Source organism: Stutzerimonas tianxiuensis, from assembly GCF_053470365.1.
In genome coordinates this window covers 31,757-48,482 of the sequence record NZ_JBPVWS010000021.1, presented here as the reverse complement: position 1 = coordinate 48,482, position 16,726 = coordinate 31,757, and the positions used below count along the sequence as shown (strand labels likewise).

Here is a 16,726-nt window from a genome sequence, read left to right as displayed (position 1 = left end):
TGCCAATCCTTGACCGTAAACAATAAAGAGGTGGGCCCTGCCCCGTGGTAGAGCGTGGCGCCACAGGACGGGCGTCCAAGCGAGGGGTGGGTGCAGCCCGCCAGGACAAGTCGCGTTCGTTGGAGACAACGGTGGCCGAAGCGGAATGCCGCCTGGCGAATCCTGCAAGACCGATGGCGGCGCTAGCGGAGACCGCCCACGCGCAGCCCGGTCTTCTTGAGGATGCGGCTGCTGACCAGCATTTCGTCGGTGCGGCAGGCGCTGCCGAGCAGCTGACGGATCTCGGCGCGATAGGCGTCGATCTCCTCGGCACTGCGTCCATGCACCATGGCAAACAGGTTGTAGTGCCAGCTTTCCTGGCGCGGGCGACGGTAGCAATGGCTGACGAAGGGTTGCGCGCCGATCAGCGGACCAAGGCGGGCAATTTCGGTATCGTCCACGTCCCAGACGGTCATGCCGTTGTGCCGGTAGCCGAGGCGGTAATGGTTGGGCACGGCGGCGATGCGGCGGATCGCGCCCTCGGCCTGCAGCTGCTGCAGGAGCTCCAGGGTGGCGTCGACACTGATCTCCAATCGCTCGGCCAGCCAGCCCCAGGGATCCTCCACCAGCGGCAGTCCGCCCTCGGTGAGCGCAACCAGGCGTTTGGCCAGCTCCTCCTGCTCGGAGGAGTCAAACGGCGAAGTGCAAGCCGACATGGTAAGTCTCCTCCTTGGGCAGGTTAAGCACCGGCAGGCTAGTCTGCGCTTCGATCCGCGCGATGGTGTCGGCGATGCCTTGCGGGGTTGCGCAGCCAAGCACGAACCACATGTTCCAGGCGTGTTCGCGGCGGTAGTTGTGCGCCACTTCAGGCATCGCTGCCAGTAGTTCGGCGACCGCATCGAAACGATCTTCGGGCACCGACAGTGCGGCGAGGGTGAAGGCGCCGCCCAGGCGCTCGATGTCGAACATCGGCCCGAAGCGGGTCAGGGTGCCATCGTCGAGCAGGGCCTGGACGCGCTCGCGCAGCGTCTGCGGGTCTGCGCCCAGCTCCTCGGCCAGTGCCTGCCACGGATGACGGACCAGCGGCAGGCCATGCTGAAGACGGTTGATCAGGCGGCGGTCAAGCTCATCCATGGGCGCGCTCCATCGCGGCGGGCGGTGCGTAGCGGCCGCCACACTGCTTGAAGGCGCGGGTGCTGAACAGCAGTTGATGCGGTACATCACTGAGCCCGTGCTCGGCGAGCATCATGTCGATCAGGCGGCACACCTGCTCGCGTTCGCGGCCATGCACCATGCAGAACAGGTTGTAGGGCCAGTCAGGCAGTCGCCGCGGGCGTTGGTAACAGAGGTTCACGCCTGCGGCCTGGCCAAGTTTGCGGCCGACCTCATCGACCTGATCATCAGGAATGTTCATCACCAGCATGGCGTTGGCGCGAAAGCCCATGGCGCGGTGCTTGAGCACCAGGCCCACGCGGCGAAACAGTCCGCTCTCACTCCAGTCACGCACCTGTCCGAGCACCGCCTCCTCGTTGGCGCCAATGCGTTCGGCCAGTACTTGATAGGGCCGTGCGGCGAGTGGCAGGCCGGCTTCGAGCAGGCGTCGCAGCTGCAGTGCCTGCAAATCGTTGAGGAGTGACGTCATGGCGTATCTCCAATCGGAAAGCCGAGGTCGATGCGGTAGGCCGCCTGCATGGGCAGGTCGAGGGGGGCAAGCCCGGTTTGCGCTTCGATTGCGGCTAAAAGCGCATCGATGTACTGACGATCCGGCCCGGTGAGTACGAACCAGAGGTTGTAGCGGTGTTCACGCAGGTAGTTGTGATTGACCTCGGGGTAGCGGTTGATCAGTTCCGCAATCTGTTCGAGCTGTGCTTCCGGCACGGCCAGCGCCACCAGGGTGCTGGCACCGGCGCGGCTGTGTTCGAACACCGGGCCGATGCGTGAGAGGCCGCCGCTGCTTTCCAGGTGTTCAAGGCAGGCCAGTACCTGGTCTTCGCTGCATTCGAGGGCATCGGCCATGGCGCGGTAGGGTTCGGCGCAGAGCGGCATACCGTGCTGGAAGCGGTCGATCAGGCGGCGGCTGAGAGCATCGATATGCATGTCACAACCCCGTCTCGTGCGCGCGGCTGGTGAAGAAGATGCCGCTCGGACTGTCGGCCGGCAGGCGCTTGAGCAGCTTCAGTGTGTAAGGGTCCCAGACCTGCACCTCGTTGCCGTCGCGTACCGACAGCCAGAGCTGATCGCCGCGGGCGGTGAATTCCATGTGCAGTACGGCGGGGCCGGGTTCCAGCTGAGCGATGATCTCGTGGGTCTCGCTGTCGATGACCTGTACCTGGCCGTTATCGGGGTGGGCAAAGTTGACCCAGATCTGCCGGGCGTCCGGGCGTGCCATGACAAACACCGGCTGGCCGGCGACATCGATGGCGTCGGTCTGCTTCCAGCTCTGTGAATCCATCACCAGCACCTGGTGATGACCGATGGCCGGAACGAAGGTCTGATTGCCGGCGACCGTCCAGCCTTCCAGATGCGGCATCTTGTAGACCGGCAGTTTCTCCTCACCGCGGCCGTAACCGTCGATGATCCGCTCGACACCACGGTCGGGGTGCCAGAGGTCAATCTTGGCCATGCCGTCCTCGCCGAACAGGCCGGCAATGTAATAGCGACCATCGGGTGTCAGCAGACCGTCGTAGGGCTGCTTGCCGATGTTCTCGAAACGGGTGATCTCGGGGCTGTTGCCTTGGCTGAAGTCCAGCAGCCAGGTTTCATGGGTGTCGAACAGGCTGTAGATGAAACGGCGGCCGGGGGCGTCGATGACGCCGACCACCCGCGAGTTGCGGCTGCCATCGGCCAGCGGCGTGGCGGGAACATCGGCCACCAGCTCAAGGGTGTCGGCGTCGAAGACCTTGACGCCGCCGGGTTCGTAATTGCCGACGGCAATCAGCTTGCCGTCCTGGCTGATGGCGCCGCCGATGCTGTTGCCACCCTGGATGACGCGTTTGTCGATGCGCTGGCGCAGCAGGTCGACCTTGGTCAGACCACCGTCACGGCCAAAGACATAGGCGAAACGCTCATCGCGGGAAAACACCACCGAGGCGTGGGACAGATCACCCAAGCCTTCGACGCGCGCCAGCCGTGTCTGGCCGCTGCTCTCGATGATCTGCAGGGCGCCGGTGGCGCGCTCCACCACCACGCCCATGTCACCGGTGCCGCGCAGCGGTTGCCCGGCACAGGCACTAAGCAGCAGGCTGGCAGCGGCCAGCAACAGGGTAGGACGCATCATGGCTTTGGGTATCCTTTGCGCAGTAGGTCAACCAGCCAGGCGATGTCCTGATCGTCGAGCAGGGCATTCCAGCCGGGCATGGCGGTGCCGGGCCGTCCGTGGGTCACGGTGGCAATCAGAGCGTCGCGGGGTTTGTCGGCGATGGCGTCGCGGGTCAGTGCCGGGCCAAGGCCACCGGTCATACGCAGGCCGTGGCAGGAGCCGCAGTCCTGCACCAGCAGGTGTTCGAGCTGAGCCTGGCGAGCGGCTGTAGGCGTATCGGCCAGGGCAGCGGAAAAGGGGAGGAGGGACACCAGAGTGAGCCCCAAACCGAATACTGCGTGTCGGGACCTGATCATGATGCCCTCCTGGGTGTTACTTGAGGCTCAGAACCCACTCAGCGAGGGTTTTGGCTTCTTCTTCGGTGACGGGGTTTGGCGGCATCGGGATCGGACCCCAGTTACCCTGGGTGCCGTTCTTGATGTGGCCGGCGAGCAGATCGGCAGCGCCATCCTGACCGGCGTATTTGGCGGCGACTTCTTTCAGAGCCGGGCCGACCATTTTGGCGTCGATGCTGTGGCAGGCCGCGCAGGGCTTGCTCTTGAACAGCGCTTCACCGTCCTGAGCCACGGCGGGCTGCAGGACCATTGCGCCGCCGAGGGCGAGCAGTGGGATGAGAACTTTTTTCATGAGTTACTTCCTCAAGGCTAGAGGGGGATCTTGGCGTCCCCCCCGGTTTTACTCAGTACACGTCGTGCTGAGTGTTATGGACGTTAAATTTACCGGTTGGGGTAATCAACCTTTTGTCCTTGATCACCTTTTTTAGCTTTAACGTCTTGTCATCGACCACGACGATAGCTGATTGCTCGTCCTGGCCACTCCAGACAGAGAACCAGACCTCGTCGCCCGCTTCGTTGTACTCCGGTTGCACGACGCGCTTGGCACCGTCTGTCACTCCGGCCCATTCGGCGATTGGCAACACGGTAAAGCCTGCGCCCAGATCGTCGATGTTAAAGACGGCTGCCGACTGGCTGATCTTGGCGTCCGGGTTGAAGGTGGTGTCCAGGTAGATGTGGTTGGACTTCGGATGGGTCTTGATGAACAGGGAACCACCGCCCTGGCCCTTGAGCGTCTCGACCACTTTCCAGGCCTGATCGGGATGCTTGTCCGGGTCAGTGCCGATCAGCGAAATGGTTTCATCGCCCAGGTGGCTGGTTGCCCAGACCGGGCCGAATTTCGGATGGACAAAGTTGGCGCCGCGACCTGGGTGCGGGATTTTGCCCACATCGACCAGTGCCGCCATCTTGCGCTCTTTCGAGTCGATTACCGCCACCTTGTTCGAGTTGTTCGCCGCCGTCATGAAGTAGCGATGGCTGACGTCCCAGCCGCCGTCATGCAGGAACGGCGCGGTGCCGATCATGGTGGTGGTGAGGTTGTCGATGTCTTCATAGTTGACCAGCAGCACCTTGCCGGTTTCCTTGACGTTGACGATGAACTCCGGGTGCTCGTGGGAGGCGATAATCGCCGCCACGCGTGGCTCCGGATGGTATTCCTGGGTGCCCACGGTCATGCCGCGGGTGGAGACGATCTGCAGCGGCTCGAGGGTTTCGCCGTCCATGATGGTGTATTGCGGCGGCCAGTAGTCGCCAGCAATCACGTACTTGTCTTCGTAGCCCTCGAACTTGGAGGTTTCGACCGAGCGAGCCTCGATGCCGACCTTGATTTCGGCGACCTTGAGCGGCTCCTTGGCCCAGAGGTCGATCATGTCGATCTTGGCATCTCGACCGATCACGAACAGGTAACGGCCAGAGGCGGACATGCGCGAGATGTGCACCGCATAGCCGGTGTCGATGGTCTTGATGATTTCTTTGCTCTTGCCGTCGATCAGCGCAATCTTGCCGTCGTCACGCAGGGTGACCGAGAACAGGTTGGGCAGATCCAGCTTGTTCATCTGCTTCTTCGGCCGGTCTTCCGGCTTGACCAGCACCTTCCAGGAATCCTTCATCTCGACCATTCCCCACTCTGGCGGGGTTGGCGGAGTGTGCTGGATGTACTTGGCCATCAGCGTGATTTCGTCTTTGCTCAGCGCGTTGGAGGTGCCCCAGTTGGGCATGCCGGCGGGGGAGCCGTAAGTGATCAGCGCCTCGAGATAGGCCTGTCCACGCTCCTGGGTAATGTCCGGGGTCAGTGCCTTGCCGGTGGCGCCCTTGCGCAGTACACCGTGGCAGCCGGCGCAGCGCTGGAAATAGATCTCTTTGGCCTGCTCGAATTCGGCGGCGTTCAGGTCGGGAGCACCGGGCGAATGGACGACCTGGGCGCTGGCCGGATCGATAGCGGAGGCTTGGCCCTTGTAGGCGGCATCGGCGTTTTCTGGATTCATCGCAGCCTGGGCAACTGCCAGGCCGAGCAGTGAAAAGCCGGCAATGATGCCCGCCAGTATGGGTTTGCTCATAGTGATCTCCTCTGACCGCTTCGTGCGGTTCCTGCTAGTAACGGCGATGTGGCAGTTCCCGGGTCTTGCTGTGTGCGCTTGCATCCTATGGTGGGCTTTGCACGAAAGCGCTTGATGGCAATCAAGAGTCGATCCGGGATGGGCCAGGCGTGACGTCGTGTCGCGGGGAGCGCAGGAAAGCCGAACCTGGTGAGAAAAAGCGCAGTCAGAACGGGCCGTTCGGAGGCGTGCGCTCGTCCATTTCGAGTCGGGCTTGACCGTAATCAAGCTTCGCCGCGGGTTGGCTTGAGAGGGAGCGGTGCGGCGTTTAGCGTGGCAGTGGACAAATCCAACCGCTGCAGTGAGGTATTGCCAATGAGCGCGCCCGAAAATGTTGTCGGCTTGACGACTGCCCCGTTCTATCAGTTGCTAGGCAACGAAGAGGTGCTCTTCGAACAGGCCTGGCGGCACGGCATGCCGGTGCTGATCAAGGGGCCGACCGGCTGCGGCAAGACCCGATTCGTGCAGCACATGGCGCATCGGCTAAACCTGCCGCTGTACACCGTGGCCTGTCACGATGATCTGAGCGCCGCGGATCTGGTAGGGCGGCATTTGATCGGCACTCAGGGCACCTGGTGGCAAGACGGCCCGCTGACCCGCGCCGTGCGTGAGGGCGGTATCTGCTACCTGGACGAAGTGGTGGAGGCACGGCAGGACACCGCCGTGGTGCTTCACCCGCTGGCGGATGACCGCCGCGAGCTGTTCATCGAACGTACCGGCGAGGCTTTGAAAGCGCCGCCGGGCTTCATGCTGGTGGTGAGCTACAACCCGGGTTACCAGAATCTGCTCAAGGGCATGAAGCCGAGCACCCGGCAGCGTTTCGTCGCCATGCGTTTCGACTATCCGCCGGCAGCCGAGGAGCAGCGTATCGTTGCCAATGAGGCGCAGGTCGATGCCGCGCTGGCAGCACAGGTGGTCAAGCTCGGGCAGGCGTTGCGCCGGCTCGAGCAGCACGATCTGGAAGAAGTTGCCTCGACCCGCCTGCTGATCTTCACCGCCAGAATGATCCGCTCGGGCATGAGCCCGCGCGAGGCCTGCATGGCTTGCCTGGCCGAGCCGCTGTCGGATGACCCGCAGACTGTCGCGGCGCTGATGGATGTGGTCGATGTCCATTTCGGTTGATCGCACCAGTCTGTCTCGGCGATTGCCCGGTGATCTGGCGATGTGGTTCTTCATCCTCGCCGAGTTGACCGTCTTCGCCATCCTGATTCTGGCGTTCGCGGTGACTCAGGTGCTCCATCCGGAGTTGTTCCGTGAAAGCCGTGCGGCGCTGGACAGCTCGATCGGACTGGCACTGACCCTCAGCCTGCTGACCTCCGGTCTGCTGGCCGCCCTGGCCGTGGAGCAGGTGCGCCTGGCGCGGCCGCAGCGCGGGGCATTGCTATTGTTCGGCGCGCTGCTGATCTCCTGTGTCTACGTGGTGCTCAAGCTCAACGAGTACGGCCATCTGTCATCGCTCGGGCTAGGACTCGAGCACAACACTTTCTTCACCCTGTACTGGATCCTTACGGGCTTTCACTTCCTGCATGTGTTGCTGGGGCTGGTCATCCTCGGCTGGATGGCCGAACGCTGTCGTCGGCGCGCCTACAGTGCGCAGGACTGCGCGGGGCTGGAGTCGGGGGTCCTCTACTGGCACATGGTGGATATGGTCTGGGTGCTGCTGTTCCCGCTGGTCTACGTCATCAACTGAGGAGGCCGTGATGTCCGCTTCAAAGGTGCTGATCGGGTGCTGGCTGGCGCTGGCCGTTCTGTCCACGGCCACCGTATTGCTGGGCAACGCCGGCTCGACTCTGTTGCTCGCCGGCGCCGTGCTGGCTGTCGCGCTGGTCAAGGCCTGGGTGATCACCGAAGGCTTCATGGAGCTGCGTCATGCGCCGCGCCTCTGGCGCTTGCTGCTGCTTGGTTGGCCAGTGGCAATGGCTGGCGGCATCCTGCTGGCGATGAGCCTGTGACGCTGCGCAAGCGCGCAAACTGCACCTGCTAGCAGCAATCGTCGGCGCTCGCCCGGCTTGTTTCTCGCCTCATAGCCGCGATTGCAGCCCTCCTGCACGACCTGTCTTCTGCCCACCGTTCTAATCAAAACCTCGCCACAAGAGGCTCGATATCCGGTCAGCCGCCGGCAGCCGTGGGCCCGCAAAGACCCAGTGCCACGTTCAGGTTTTTCTTGATTGCCATCAAGCAGATTTCGATAGCTCCCTTCTTAAACTGGCCACGCCAACGCCATGAGGAGGCGACCATGTCCGAGACCTTTACCAAGGGAATGGCCAGAAACATCTACTTCGGGGGAAGCGTGTTCTTTCTCCTGGTATTTCTGGGCCTGACCTATCACACAGAGCAGACCTTTCCAGAGCGATCCAACGAGTCGGAAATCTCCGAAGCAGTGGTGCGAGGCAAAGCGGTCTGGGAAAACAACAACTGCATCGGCTGCCACAGCCTGCTCGGCGAGGGTGCCTACTTCGCGCCGGAACTGGGCAACGTCTTCGTCCGTCGCGGTGAGGATGCGGCGTTCAAGCCCTTCCTGCAGGCGTGGATGAAAGCTCAGCCGCTGGGCGTGCCCGGACGCAGGTCGATGCCCCAGTTCAATCTGAGCGAGCAGGAAGTCGACGATATGGCCGAATTCCTCAAGTGGACCTCGAAGATCGATACCAACAACTGGCCGCCAAACAGGGAGGGCTGAGAGATGAGCATCATGAATCCGCATCTCAAGTTTCAATCGCAGGCCGTCGCCAAACCCTACTTCGTGTTTGCGCTGATGCTCTTCGTGGGCCAGATCCTGTTCGGTCTGATCATGGGGCTGCAGTACGTTGTCGGTGACTTCCTGTTCCCGCTGCTGCCCTTCAACGTGGCACGGATGGTTCACACCAACCTGCTGATCGTCTGGCTGCTGTTCGGCTTCATGGGTGCGGCCTACTACCTCATCCCCGAGGAAGCGGACCGCGAGCTGCACAGCCCGAAACTGGCCATCATCCTGTTCTGGGTGTTCGCCGCTGCCGGCGTGCTGACCATTCTTGGCTACCTGTTCGTGCCCTATGCCGGGCTGGCCGCCATGACCAAGAACGAACTGCTGCCGACCATGGGCCGTGAGTTCCTGGAACAACCGACGATCACCAAGATCGGCATCGTGGTGGTGGCCCTGGGCTTCCTCTACAACGTCGGTATGACCCTGCTCAAAGGCCGCAAGACCGCCATCAGCATGGTCATGATGACGGGGCTGATCGGCCTGGCCGTGTTCTTCCTGTTCTCCTTCTACAACCCTGAAAACCTGGCACGCGACAAGTACTACTGGTGGTTCGTGGTGCACCTGTGGGTGGAAGGTGTCTGGGAACTGATCATGGGATCGATGCTGGCCTTCGTCCTGATCAAGATCACCGGCGTCGACCGCGAAGTGATCGAGAAGTGGCTCTACGTGATCATCGCCATGGCCCTGATCACCGGCATCATCGGTACCGGTCACCACTTCTTCTGGATCGGTGCGCCTGAGGTCTGGTTGTGGCTGGGTTCGATCTTCTCTGCGCTCGAGCCGCTGCCGTTCTTCGCCATGGTGCTGTTCTCGCTGAACATGGTGAACCGTCGCCGTCGTCAGCATCCGAACAAGGCAGCTTCGCTCTGGGCCATCGGCACGACTGTCACCGCGTTCCTCGGGGCTGGCGTGTGGGGCTTCCTGCACACCCTGGCACCGGTCAACTACTACACCCACGGTTCGCAGATCACCGCTGCCCACGGCCACCTGGCGTTCTACGGCGCCTACGCCATGATCGTCATGACCATGATCAGCTACGCCATGCCGCGCTTGCGGGGCCTGGGTGAAGCACCGGATGCGCGGGCTCAACGCATCGAAATCTGGGGCTTCTGGCTGATGACCCTGTCAATGGTGGCGATCACCCTGTTCCTTACCGCTGCTGGCGTGGTTCAGGTCTGGTTGCAGCGTATCCCGGCTGATGGCGCGGCAATGTCCTTCATGAACACCGCTGACCAACTGGCCGTGTTCTTCTGGCTGCGGCTGATCGCTGGGGTGTTTTTCCTCATCGGGCTGGTGCTCTACCTCTGCAGCTTCAGGCAGCGTGGGCGGGTAACCGCTGATGTGCCCGCGGCCGCGGTTGCGGCCTGAGGCAAGGCACCGATGTAACTGACGGCCCGGCTTACACAGCGGGCCGTTGCTGTTTTCAAACCGCTACGGAGCGATCGTCATGGCCTTTACCATCGAAGTCGAAGAGTGGGTCGGCAGTGTCTGGCACCGTTTCATCACCCGCCGCGCCAGCCCGGACTTTCCCGACGCCAGCGTTTCGCTGGAAAGCATGCAACGGCCGCTGTCGGTGCTGTTCCGCGCCATGGGCGGTGCCAGCGGTATTGGTGTCGAAGCGGCCAACGCGCGCGATCTGATGCTGCGTCGGACGCTGCTCCAGCAGGTGGCCGGCACCTGCAAACAGCTGCCGGTCGCCTGGTGCGATGCCAGCAACCTGCGGCTGCCACAAAACCTTGCGGTGTACCCCGACGTTTCACTCAACCAGGATCTCTATCGCTGGCTGGCGCTGCTTGCGGCGCAGGCTGGCGAGATGCGCCATTGGGCGCGTGACAACCAGCGCTGGACGCAGGTCATCCTCGAGCGTTTTCCGGCCATGCAGCCTCGCTACGCGCGCTTGGTCGAGGCGCATCTGCAGCTGCGCCCCGACCCGGATACGCTGCCCCGCGCCGAGGCAGCGCTGGAACGGGCCATCTGCCGGGCCCTGCGGGAGCCGGGCAGTGTTCAGCAATTTCCGCGTAGCGAAGTGGCCCCCTGGCCGCTGCCCATGTGGCTGTACCCGGCGGAAAATCTCGGCGTGCCGCAGGCCACCGAACTCGCTGAGGAAGATCAGGACAACAACCTGCAGGCGCCGCCGACCGAGCAGAAAGGCATGCGCAAGCGCGCCAAGCGCGTTGAGGACAGCACCAGCAAGGGCGGCCTGATGCTGTTCCGTCTGGAAAACCTGTTCAGCTGGTCCGAGCATGTCGAGCTGGATCGCCAGGGCGATGACAGCGAAAACGAGGACGCTTCCCGCGTCGCCGAGGACCTCGACGAGATTGCCATGTCGCGTCAGCGCATGCGCAAGGGCGGCGGCCTCAAACTGCACCTCGATCTTCCGCCCGCGGATGTCGATGACATTCCGCTGGGCGATGGCATCAAGCTGCCGGAATGGGATTACCGCAAACAGCACATGCAGGAGAACTTCGTCAGCCTGCAGATGATGCTGCCGCGAGGCTCCGAACCCATGGGCCTGCCGCTGCGGCTGAGCCCGCTGGCGCGCAAGCTGCGCCGGCAGTTCGAACACCTGCGAAATGATCGGCAATGGCTGCGCGGTCAGCCCCAGGGCTCGGAGCTGGACATGCAGGCCTGGTTGGACTTTCACGTCGAGCGTCAGCATGGCCAGTGCGCCGAACGTGGGTTGTTCATGGAACAGCGGCAGAATCGTCGCGACCTGGCGTGCCTGCTGCTGGCCGACCTGTCGATGTCCACCGACGCGCACCTGGACGACGAGCACAAGGTGATCGACGTGATCACCGACAGCCTGCTGCTGTTCGGCGAAGCACTGTCTGCCGTAGGCGACGATTTTGCGCTGTACGGTTTCTCCTCGCTGCGTCGACAGCAGGTGCGCATGCAGGAGCTCAAGAGCTTCAAACAGCGTTATGGCGACGACACCCGTGGCCGGATCCAGGCGCTGAAACCCGGTTATTACACGCGCATGGGTGCGGCCATTCGCCAGGCCACCGAGCTGCTCGGCAAGTGCAGGCAGCGGCGCAAGCTGTTGCTGCTGGTGACGGACGGCAAGCCCAACGACCTGGATCTATATGAGGGGCGCTACGGCGTCGAGGACACCCGCCAAGCTGTGCTCGAGGCCAGGCGTCAGGGGTTGCTGCCGTTCTGCATCACCATCGACCAGGAAGCCGGCGATTACCTGCCCTATATGTTCGGTGCCAACGGCTACACCCTGATCAAGGAGCCGCAGCAACTGCCGTTCCGCCTGCCGCAGCTGTATAAGCAGCTGACCCAGCCGTAGGGTGGACGTCGCCTTTCACATCCACCGTGACTGCGCTCGGTGGACCGCCACCCGGTGGTTGGCCACCCCGTGGACCGCCACCCGGTGGATCGGTGAGGCGTGATCCACCCTACTAATCGCCTGGGGCAGATTGCGTGGAAACCGTAGCGTAAAACGGGCGGCGTTCCGTTTGCGCCCACAAGCCTTTGCGCCGCTTGATATCTCACCGTTCACTGCGGGCATGGCCTGTTTATGCCGCGACATTGACGCAGTGTTCCGAGGCTATGTTTTTAGCGCCGTTGCTTCGCTTGACTCTGACGCATTCATCGGTGGGCTGAAGCCCACCCTACGAAGTTATGGCGCGCCGTACTCTGGCTTGCCCGTTTGGGAAGGACGTTGCTTTGATGGACGCAAGCCCACTCTGCCGGATGGCCCATCAATGCGGTCAGAGCACACCGGCGGTTGTAGGGTGGGCTTCAGCCCGCCAAGGCATCTATCGAGCGGCTGTTGCCCGCCAAGCTTGATGCCGCTATCCATTCTCCCGAAGCTGCCTTGGGGGACGGTGATTCGTAGGGTGGATGTCGCCTTTTACATCCACCACCACACCGCTCGGTGGATCACCACCCGGTGAATCGGTCAGGCGTGATCCACCTTACCACCGGCCTAGAACAGGTTGCGCGGCAACCAGACGATCATCACCGCGCAGAACACCGCAAGACCGATACAGAACCAGAAGAATCTGTATTGACGGCGATCCCCTGCGGTGTCGGCCAGGGCGGGGAGGGGCATGCCGCAGTTGCTGCATTCGGCTTCCTGCGGCGGATTGGGTTGCTGGCAATACAGGCATCTGGGCATGGCAGCGTCCTCTCTAGTTCACTTCCAGCTTGCCATGCAGTGCTGCTGTTAGAGGTTGACGGTAATCAATGAGTTGCAAGAGGTTCGCGCCCCTGCGCCAACTGCCCCCGAGGGGCTGGTGAGCAGGTGTATCGCTGGCGCGTTACTCGAAGGATTCGAGCCTTTGACGATCGAGAATGGTGATCTGCCGGCCTTCCTGGGTGATGATTTCCTCATCGATCAAGCGCCTGATGATCCGCGAGAACGTCTCCGGCTGGATCGACAGATGGCCGGCGATCAGCTGCTTGGCCATGGGCAGCTCGAAGCTGCTGCCTTCATCCTTCAAACGTGCCAGCTGAGTCATCAGATAGCGCACCACGCGGTGAGTGGCGTTCTTCAGCGAAAGGGTTTCGATTTCGTTGATGCGCTGGTGCAAGCGCACGCTGAGCTTGCCGAGCAGGGCGAAGGAAAGCTTCTGGTTCGCCTCCAGCAGTCGCATGTAGGCCGCGTTGGAGAAGCGATAGACCTGCGTCGGACAGACAGCCTGGGCCGAGGCGACATAGTTGGGCGTGTCCATCAGCATCATCGCTTCGGCAAAGGTCTGGCGATTGCCGATCACCTCGAAGACTTTCTCCTGGCCGTCCGGGGTGAGGCGGTAGATTTTCACCGCGCCGGAAATTACGAAATAGAACGAATGCGCCGGTTCGCCCTGATGAAAAAGGTTGTCGCCCTTGTCCAGGTTGAGCAACTGACTTGCGCTCATCAGCTCGTCCATCTGTTCGTCGTTCAAGGGTTCGAACAGGTGGTGGCTGCGCAGAATCTGGTTGTGTACGCGGTGAAGCACCATGCAAGGCATCCTTAATTTCTAATAATTGAGTCGTCTGCAATCATGTTTGCAGAGCGGAACGGTACCTGCGCTCAAACAGGCAGGCCGAAGCCGCTTCGAGAGCGCAGTGAAAAGTCTTACAGAGCCTAGCCCAGATGCCATGGCGCGAGTATTGATGCAGGCCGGATTAGGCTGATGCAAATCCTTCCGCGCATGCCTTACCGAAGCGGTTTTCGGTCTCGCTGCAGTGAGGCGGTGTCGGTGGTCCATCGCTGATCGATGTCAGCGGGCAACGCAGGGCGCGTACCCAGCTCGTTGTGACTGCCTGTCGCCTGTGCGGTATCGATCACCACGTCGAGTGCCACGCCGCTGGCCAGCGCCAGCATCGACGCCATTGCAAGGCCCCAGGCCAGGGGTTGGATGACTGCTTTCATGTGCACCTCCGGTACTGCAGGGGGCGGGCCGTCTGGCCCGTAGCGTTGAGATCGTTTCAGTGTGCGGGTGCCTGGGCGAACAGGATGTTGTTCTCCAGATGAATGTGCTGCATCAGATCGCCACGCAGTTCTTCGAGCCCGCGATACAGCGCACGCCAGGTGTTGCAGGCGTTCGCGGGCGGGGTGATGTCGTTGGTCAGTTCGGCCAGCCGTTGCAGCGCGGCGCCGTGCTGATCGTGTTCATAGCGCATCACCGCAATCGGACCCTGGGTCTGGGGTAGCTGAATGTTGCGTTGCAGCATGGGGAAGAGAATCTGCTCTTCCTTGAGCATGTGGCTCTCCAACTCCTGCTGCATGCTCCAGAGGTGCTCGGCGAGGCCGGTCGGGCAGTCCGGCTTGTTGCCGTGGACTGTTTCGACACGACTGGCCAGGCGAATGAGTTCGGGCAGTTGGTCGCGATGACGCTCGTGGAAGCGTTCGAGGATGAATTCGATCAGCGCACCTGCGGGCTCGCCACGCCAGTCTGGCTCCGTCGCCGGTTCCCCCGTCAGTGCGGCGAGCTCGCCTGCGATGACTTGGGCGTCGAGGTTGCGCTGCAGGGCGGCGTCGCGCAGCGGGGTGTCTCCACCGCAGCAGAAGTCCAGTTTGTATTGGCGAAACACGCGTGTGGCACCAGGGATCCGGCAGGCCAGGCTGCCCAGGGTTTGCTCGGTAAGCGCAGTCGTCATGGCGGCGTTCCATGAGTGGATGTTGCTTGTACTGGAGCAAGCCCTATGCCATTAGCAAATAATTGATTATTAAAAGGAAAATAATTTGATTGGTGAATTTTACCCAGGTGGTATAGGGTTTAAAAAACCTTACGGGTAGTAATCACCATGATGGAAGAAGCCCTGCTTGCCGATCTTGTCACTGAGCTGCCCAATGCGGTTCGCCTGCAGCGCCTGGTGCACACGCTGCATCAGCGGTTTCGCTGTGGAGCAGTAGTGCTGCTACGCCTCGATGACGACACGCTGCGCCCGCTGGCGGCGGTGGGGCTGGTGCAGGAGGCACTGGGGCGGCGCTTCGTGGTGGCTCAGCATCCCCGGTTGGCGGCCATCCTCTCGCAACGCGAGCCCACCTGGTTCGAGCCTGACAGTCGATTGCCCGACCCCTACGACGGTCTGCTTGATGCGCATGTCGGCGAACCCTTGCCGGTGCACGACTGCATGGGCGTCAGCCTGTTCGTCGAGGGCAAACTGTGGGGGGCGCTGACCCTCGATGCACTGCACGCAGGGACTTTCGACGACGACGCGCGGCGCGACCTGCAGCGCTACACCCTGGTGATCGAGGCGGCCATCCGTATTACCCGGTTGGAGCACGAAAACCGCGGCCTGCGCCTCGCACGCAGTGACGTGCTGGAAACCACACAGGTGCCGGGCGATGGCGAAATTCTCGGGCAAAGCACGGTGATCCGCGAGCTGTTGCGTGAGCTGGAAGTGGTGGCCGACTCGGAGCTGCCGGTACTGCTCCTGGGTGAAACCGGCGTGGGCAAGGAATTGTTCGCGCGCTGGCTGCATCGTCACTCGCGGCGGCGCAACAAACCGCTGGTGCTGGTCAATTGCGCGGCGTTGCCCGAATCGCTGGCCGAAAGCGAGCTGTTCGGTCATGTGAAGGGTGCCTTCTCCGGTGCAACCACCGACCGGCCTGGCCGTTTCGATGCGGCGAACGGCGGCACGCTGCTGCTCGATGAAGTCGGCGAGCTGCCGTTGGTGGTGCAGGCCAAGCTGCTGCGCACCCTGCAGAATGGGGAAATCCAGCGCCTCGGGGCTGACAAGCCGCGTCAGGTCGATGTGCGCATCATCGCGGCGACCAACCGCAACCTACGTGACAGCGTGCGTGACGGGCATTTCCGCGCTGATCTCTATCACCGCCTTTCGGTTTATCCAGCGCCGATTCCGCCCCTGCGCGAGCGTGGCAACGATGTCCTGATTCTGGCGGGCTACTTTCTTGAATTGAACCGCGCGCGTTTGGGCCTGCGCAGCATGCGGCTGTCGCCCGCTGCCGAGCGGGCATTGCTCGGCTATGGCTGGCCGGGCAACGTCCGGGAGCTGGAGCACGTGATCAGCCGGGCGGCGCTGCGGTTGCTCAGTCGGGGCGCCTCGCGCAGCGAAATACTCACGCTGGAACCGGACCTGCTGGCGCTGGACAACGAGCACGCCAGCTCTTTCGCCCCGGCTGCCGATGTCGAGCCCGCGCCCGCAGTAGAGGAGATCGTCTCGTTGCGCGAAGCCGTCGATGGCGCCCAGCGCCAGGCGATTATCCGCGCGCTGGAGGCCAGTGGAGAGAACTGGGCGCAGGCCGCGCGGTTGCTGGACGTCGATTCGAGCAACCTGCACAAACTGGCGCGGCGGCTGAAATTGAAATGAGGCGTTCGACCAAGCCGCAATGCCGCTGGGGGTTGTTCCGCCAGTCGGCGTGAGTTGTCTTCGAGGTGTCGCGGTCTAAGCTCCAACTATCACCAACAGGAGACTTCCATGGCTCTGGACCATGACCAGTTCAACCAGCTGCTGAGCGAGGCCCAGGCCCACGCCGACCGTGCCGCCAGCGAGAACAACCCGCAGCACTACCAGCAGGCTTTCGAATCCAGCCTCAAGGCGATGCGCCTGCTCGCTGAAGAGTCCGGCAACTGGCGGGACGCTGTCGTTCGTGCGACCGAGGAGTTTCAGGGCGACGAAGGGATATAGCGCGACGCCAGTCCGAGCGGAGGCCGCGCACCATTGCGCTGGCCTGATTTCCCGGCAGCGCACGCTGGGAACGCGTCTGCTCGGGACTTGCCTCGCCGGGCAGTCTTGAGCCTCCGCCAGCGCTGCCCTTTACCCTGTCCCGGCGACTCGCTTCGCTCGGGGCGCCCTGTTC

General features: G+C 62.5%; 20 protein-coding genes. 8 read left to right on the top strand and 12 right to left on the bottom strand.

The annotated features are described in order from the left end of the window. Nucleotides 1-182: 182 nt before the first annotated feature. The 8 genes from ahbB (ACSSNI_RS20515) to ACSSNI_RS20480 are packed head-to-tail and all read right to left on the bottom strand — an operon-like array spanning nt 183 to nt 5,687. Nucleotides 183-695, bottom strand: coding sequence for a siroheme decarboxylase subunit beta (ahbB, locus tag ACSSNI_RS20515; RefSeq protein WP_200638411.1), 513 nt, complete (start codon nt 693-695; stop codon nt 183-185). Then, on the bottom strand, nt 670-1,113 hold the full coding sequence (locus ACSSNI_RS20510) for an Lrp/AsnC family transcriptional regulator (protein ID WP_200638412.1): 444 nt from the start codon (nt 1,111-1,113) through the stop codon (nt 670-672). The genes ahbB (ACSSNI_RS20515) and ACSSNI_RS20510 overlap by 26 nt, the downstream gene beginning before the upstream one ends. After that, a complete protein-coding gene (ahbB, locus tag ACSSNI_RS20505; protein WP_200638413.1) occupies nt 1,106-1,621 on the bottom strand; it encodes a siroheme decarboxylase subunit beta in 516 nt (171 codons plus the stop codon). Before ahbB (ACSSNI_RS20505) ends, ACSSNI_RS20510 begins: the two co-directional genes overlap by 8 nt. Beyond that, a complete protein-coding gene (locus ACSSNI_RS20500) occupies nt 1,618-2,076 on the bottom strand; it encodes an Lrp/AsnC family transcriptional regulator (protein WP_200638414.1) in 459 nt (152 codons plus the stop codon). Before ACSSNI_RS20500 ends, ahbB (ACSSNI_RS20505) begins: the two co-directional genes overlap by 4 nt. Before the next feature lies 1 nt (nt 2,077). After that, the gene (locus tag ACSSNI_RS20495; RefSeq protein ID WP_200638415.1) at nt 2,078-3,256 is read right to left on the bottom strand and encodes a cytochrome D1 domain-containing protein; all 1,179 of its coding nucleotides are present in this window, start codon (nt 3,254-3,256) and stop codon (nt 2,078-2,080) included. Beyond that, nucleotides 3,253-3,594 (bottom strand): c-type cytochrome, encoded by a 342-nt coding sequence (locus tag ACSSNI_RS20490; protein WP_178114599.1) that lies wholly within the window; start codon nt 3,592-3,594, stop codon nt 3,253-3,255. Before ACSSNI_RS20490 ends, ACSSNI_RS20495 begins: the two co-directional genes overlap by 4 nt. A 16-nt stretch (nt 3,595-3,610) precedes the next feature. After that, complete coding sequence (locus ACSSNI_RS20485; protein WP_102835543.1) at nt 3,611-3,925, bottom strand: c-type cytochrome; 315 nt, start codon at nt 3,923-3,925, stop codon at nt 3,611-3,613. A gap of 52 nt (nt 3,926-3,977) precedes the next feature. After that, nucleotides 3,978-5,687 (bottom strand): nitrite reductase, encoded by a 1,710-nt coding sequence (locus ACSSNI_RS20480; RefSeq protein ID WP_234484523.1) that lies wholly within the window; start codon nt 5,685-5,687, stop codon nt 3,978-3,980. A gap of 354 nt (nt 5,688-6,041) precedes the next feature. On the opposite strand from ACSSNI_RS20480, the gene ACSSNI_RS20475 reads away from it, so the two are divergent. The 6 genes from ACSSNI_RS20475 to ACSSNI_RS20450 all read left to right on the top strand — a co-directional run bounded on the left by ACSSNI_RS20475 (nt 6,042) and on the right by ACSSNI_RS20450 (nt 11,758). After that, a complete protein-coding gene (locus ACSSNI_RS20475; RefSeq protein WP_200638416.1) occupies nt 6,042-6,848 on the top strand; it encodes a CbbQ/NirQ/NorQ/GpvN family protein in 807 nt (268 codons plus the stop codon). Next, on the top strand, nt 6,832-7,416 hold the full coding sequence (locus ACSSNI_RS20470; protein ID WP_234484524.1) for a cytochrome c oxidase subunit 3: 585 nt from the start codon (nt 6,832-6,834) through the stop codon (nt 7,414-7,416). Before ACSSNI_RS20475 ends, ACSSNI_RS20470 begins: the two co-directional genes overlap by 17 nt. Before the next feature lie 10 nt (nt 7,417-7,426). After that, on the top strand, nt 7,427-7,678 hold the full coding sequence (locus ACSSNI_RS20465; protein ID WP_200638417.1) for a cytochrome C oxidase subunit IV family protein: 252 nt from the start codon (nt 7,427-7,429) through the stop codon (nt 7,676-7,678). 284 nt (nt 7,679-7,962) lie between these two features. After that, entirely contained in the window at nt 7,963-8,403 is a 441-nt protein-coding gene (locus ACSSNI_RS20460) for a c-type cytochrome (protein ID WP_102835547.1), read from the top strand. A 3-nt stretch (nt 8,404-8,406) separates the two neighbouring features. After that, nucleotides 8,407-9,834 (top strand): cbb3-type cytochrome c oxidase subunit I, encoded by a 1,428-nt coding sequence (locus ACSSNI_RS20455; protein WP_200638419.1) that lies wholly within the window; start codon nt 8,407-8,409, stop codon nt 9,832-9,834. A 79-nt stretch (nt 9,835-9,913) separates the two neighbouring features. Continuing rightward, entirely contained in the window at nt 9,914-11,758 is a 1,845-nt protein-coding gene (locus tag ACSSNI_RS20450; RefSeq protein ID WP_200638421.1) for a nitric oxide reductase activation protein NorD, read from the top strand. A 642-nt stretch (nt 11,759-12,400) separates the two neighbouring features. Here ACSSNI_RS20450 and ACSSNI_RS20445 read toward each other — a convergent pair. The 4 genes from ACSSNI_RS20445 to ytfE all read right to left on the bottom strand — a co-directional run bounded on the left by ACSSNI_RS20445 (nt 12,401) and on the right by ytfE (nt 14,559). Continuing rightward, nucleotides 12,401-12,592: a DnrP protein gene (locus ACSSNI_RS20445; protein ID WP_200638423.1), complete on the bottom strand. Its 192-nt coding sequence runs from the start codon at nt 12,590-12,592 to the stop codon at nt 12,401-12,403. Nucleotides 12,593-12,734: 142 nt separating this feature from the next. Continuing rightward, nucleotides 12,735-13,418, bottom strand: a complete 684-nt coding sequence (locus ACSSNI_RS20440; protein WP_102835551.1) for a Crp/Fnr family transcriptional regulator — start codon at nt 13,416-13,418, stop codon at nt 12,735-12,737. A gap of 197 nt (nt 13,419-13,615) precedes the next feature. Continuing rightward, the gene (locus ACSSNI_RS20435; RefSeq protein ID WP_234484525.1) at nt 13,616-13,831 is read right to left on the bottom strand and encodes a hypothetical protein; all 216 of its coding nucleotides are present in this window, start codon (nt 13,829-13,831) and stop codon (nt 13,616-13,618) included. Between the two features lie 56 nt (nt 13,832-13,887). Next, a complete protein-coding gene (gene ytfE / locus ACSSNI_RS20430; RefSeq protein ID WP_200638426.1) occupies nt 13,888-14,559 on the bottom strand; it encodes an iron-sulfur cluster repair protein YtfE in 672 nt (223 codons plus the stop codon). Between the two features lie 147 nt (nt 14,560-14,706). On the opposite strand from ytfE, the gene norR reads away from it, so the two are divergent. Both norR and ACSSNI_RS20420 read left to right on the top strand, forming a co-directional pair. Continuing rightward, nucleotides 14,707-16,236 carry a nitric oxide reductase transcriptional regulator NorR gene (gene norR, locus ACSSNI_RS20425; RefSeq protein ID WP_200638427.1) on the top strand — a complete coding sequence of 510 codons (1,530 nt, stop codon included), beginning with the start codon at nt 14,707-14,709 and terminating at the stop codon, nt 16,234-16,236. Nucleotides 16,237-16,344: 108 nt separating this feature from the next. Then, entirely contained in the window at nt 16,345-16,554 is a 210-nt protein-coding gene (locus tag ACSSNI_RS20420) for a hypothetical protein (protein ID WP_102835554.1), read from the top strand. The last annotated feature ends 172 nt before the right edge of the window (nt 16,555-16,726 follow it).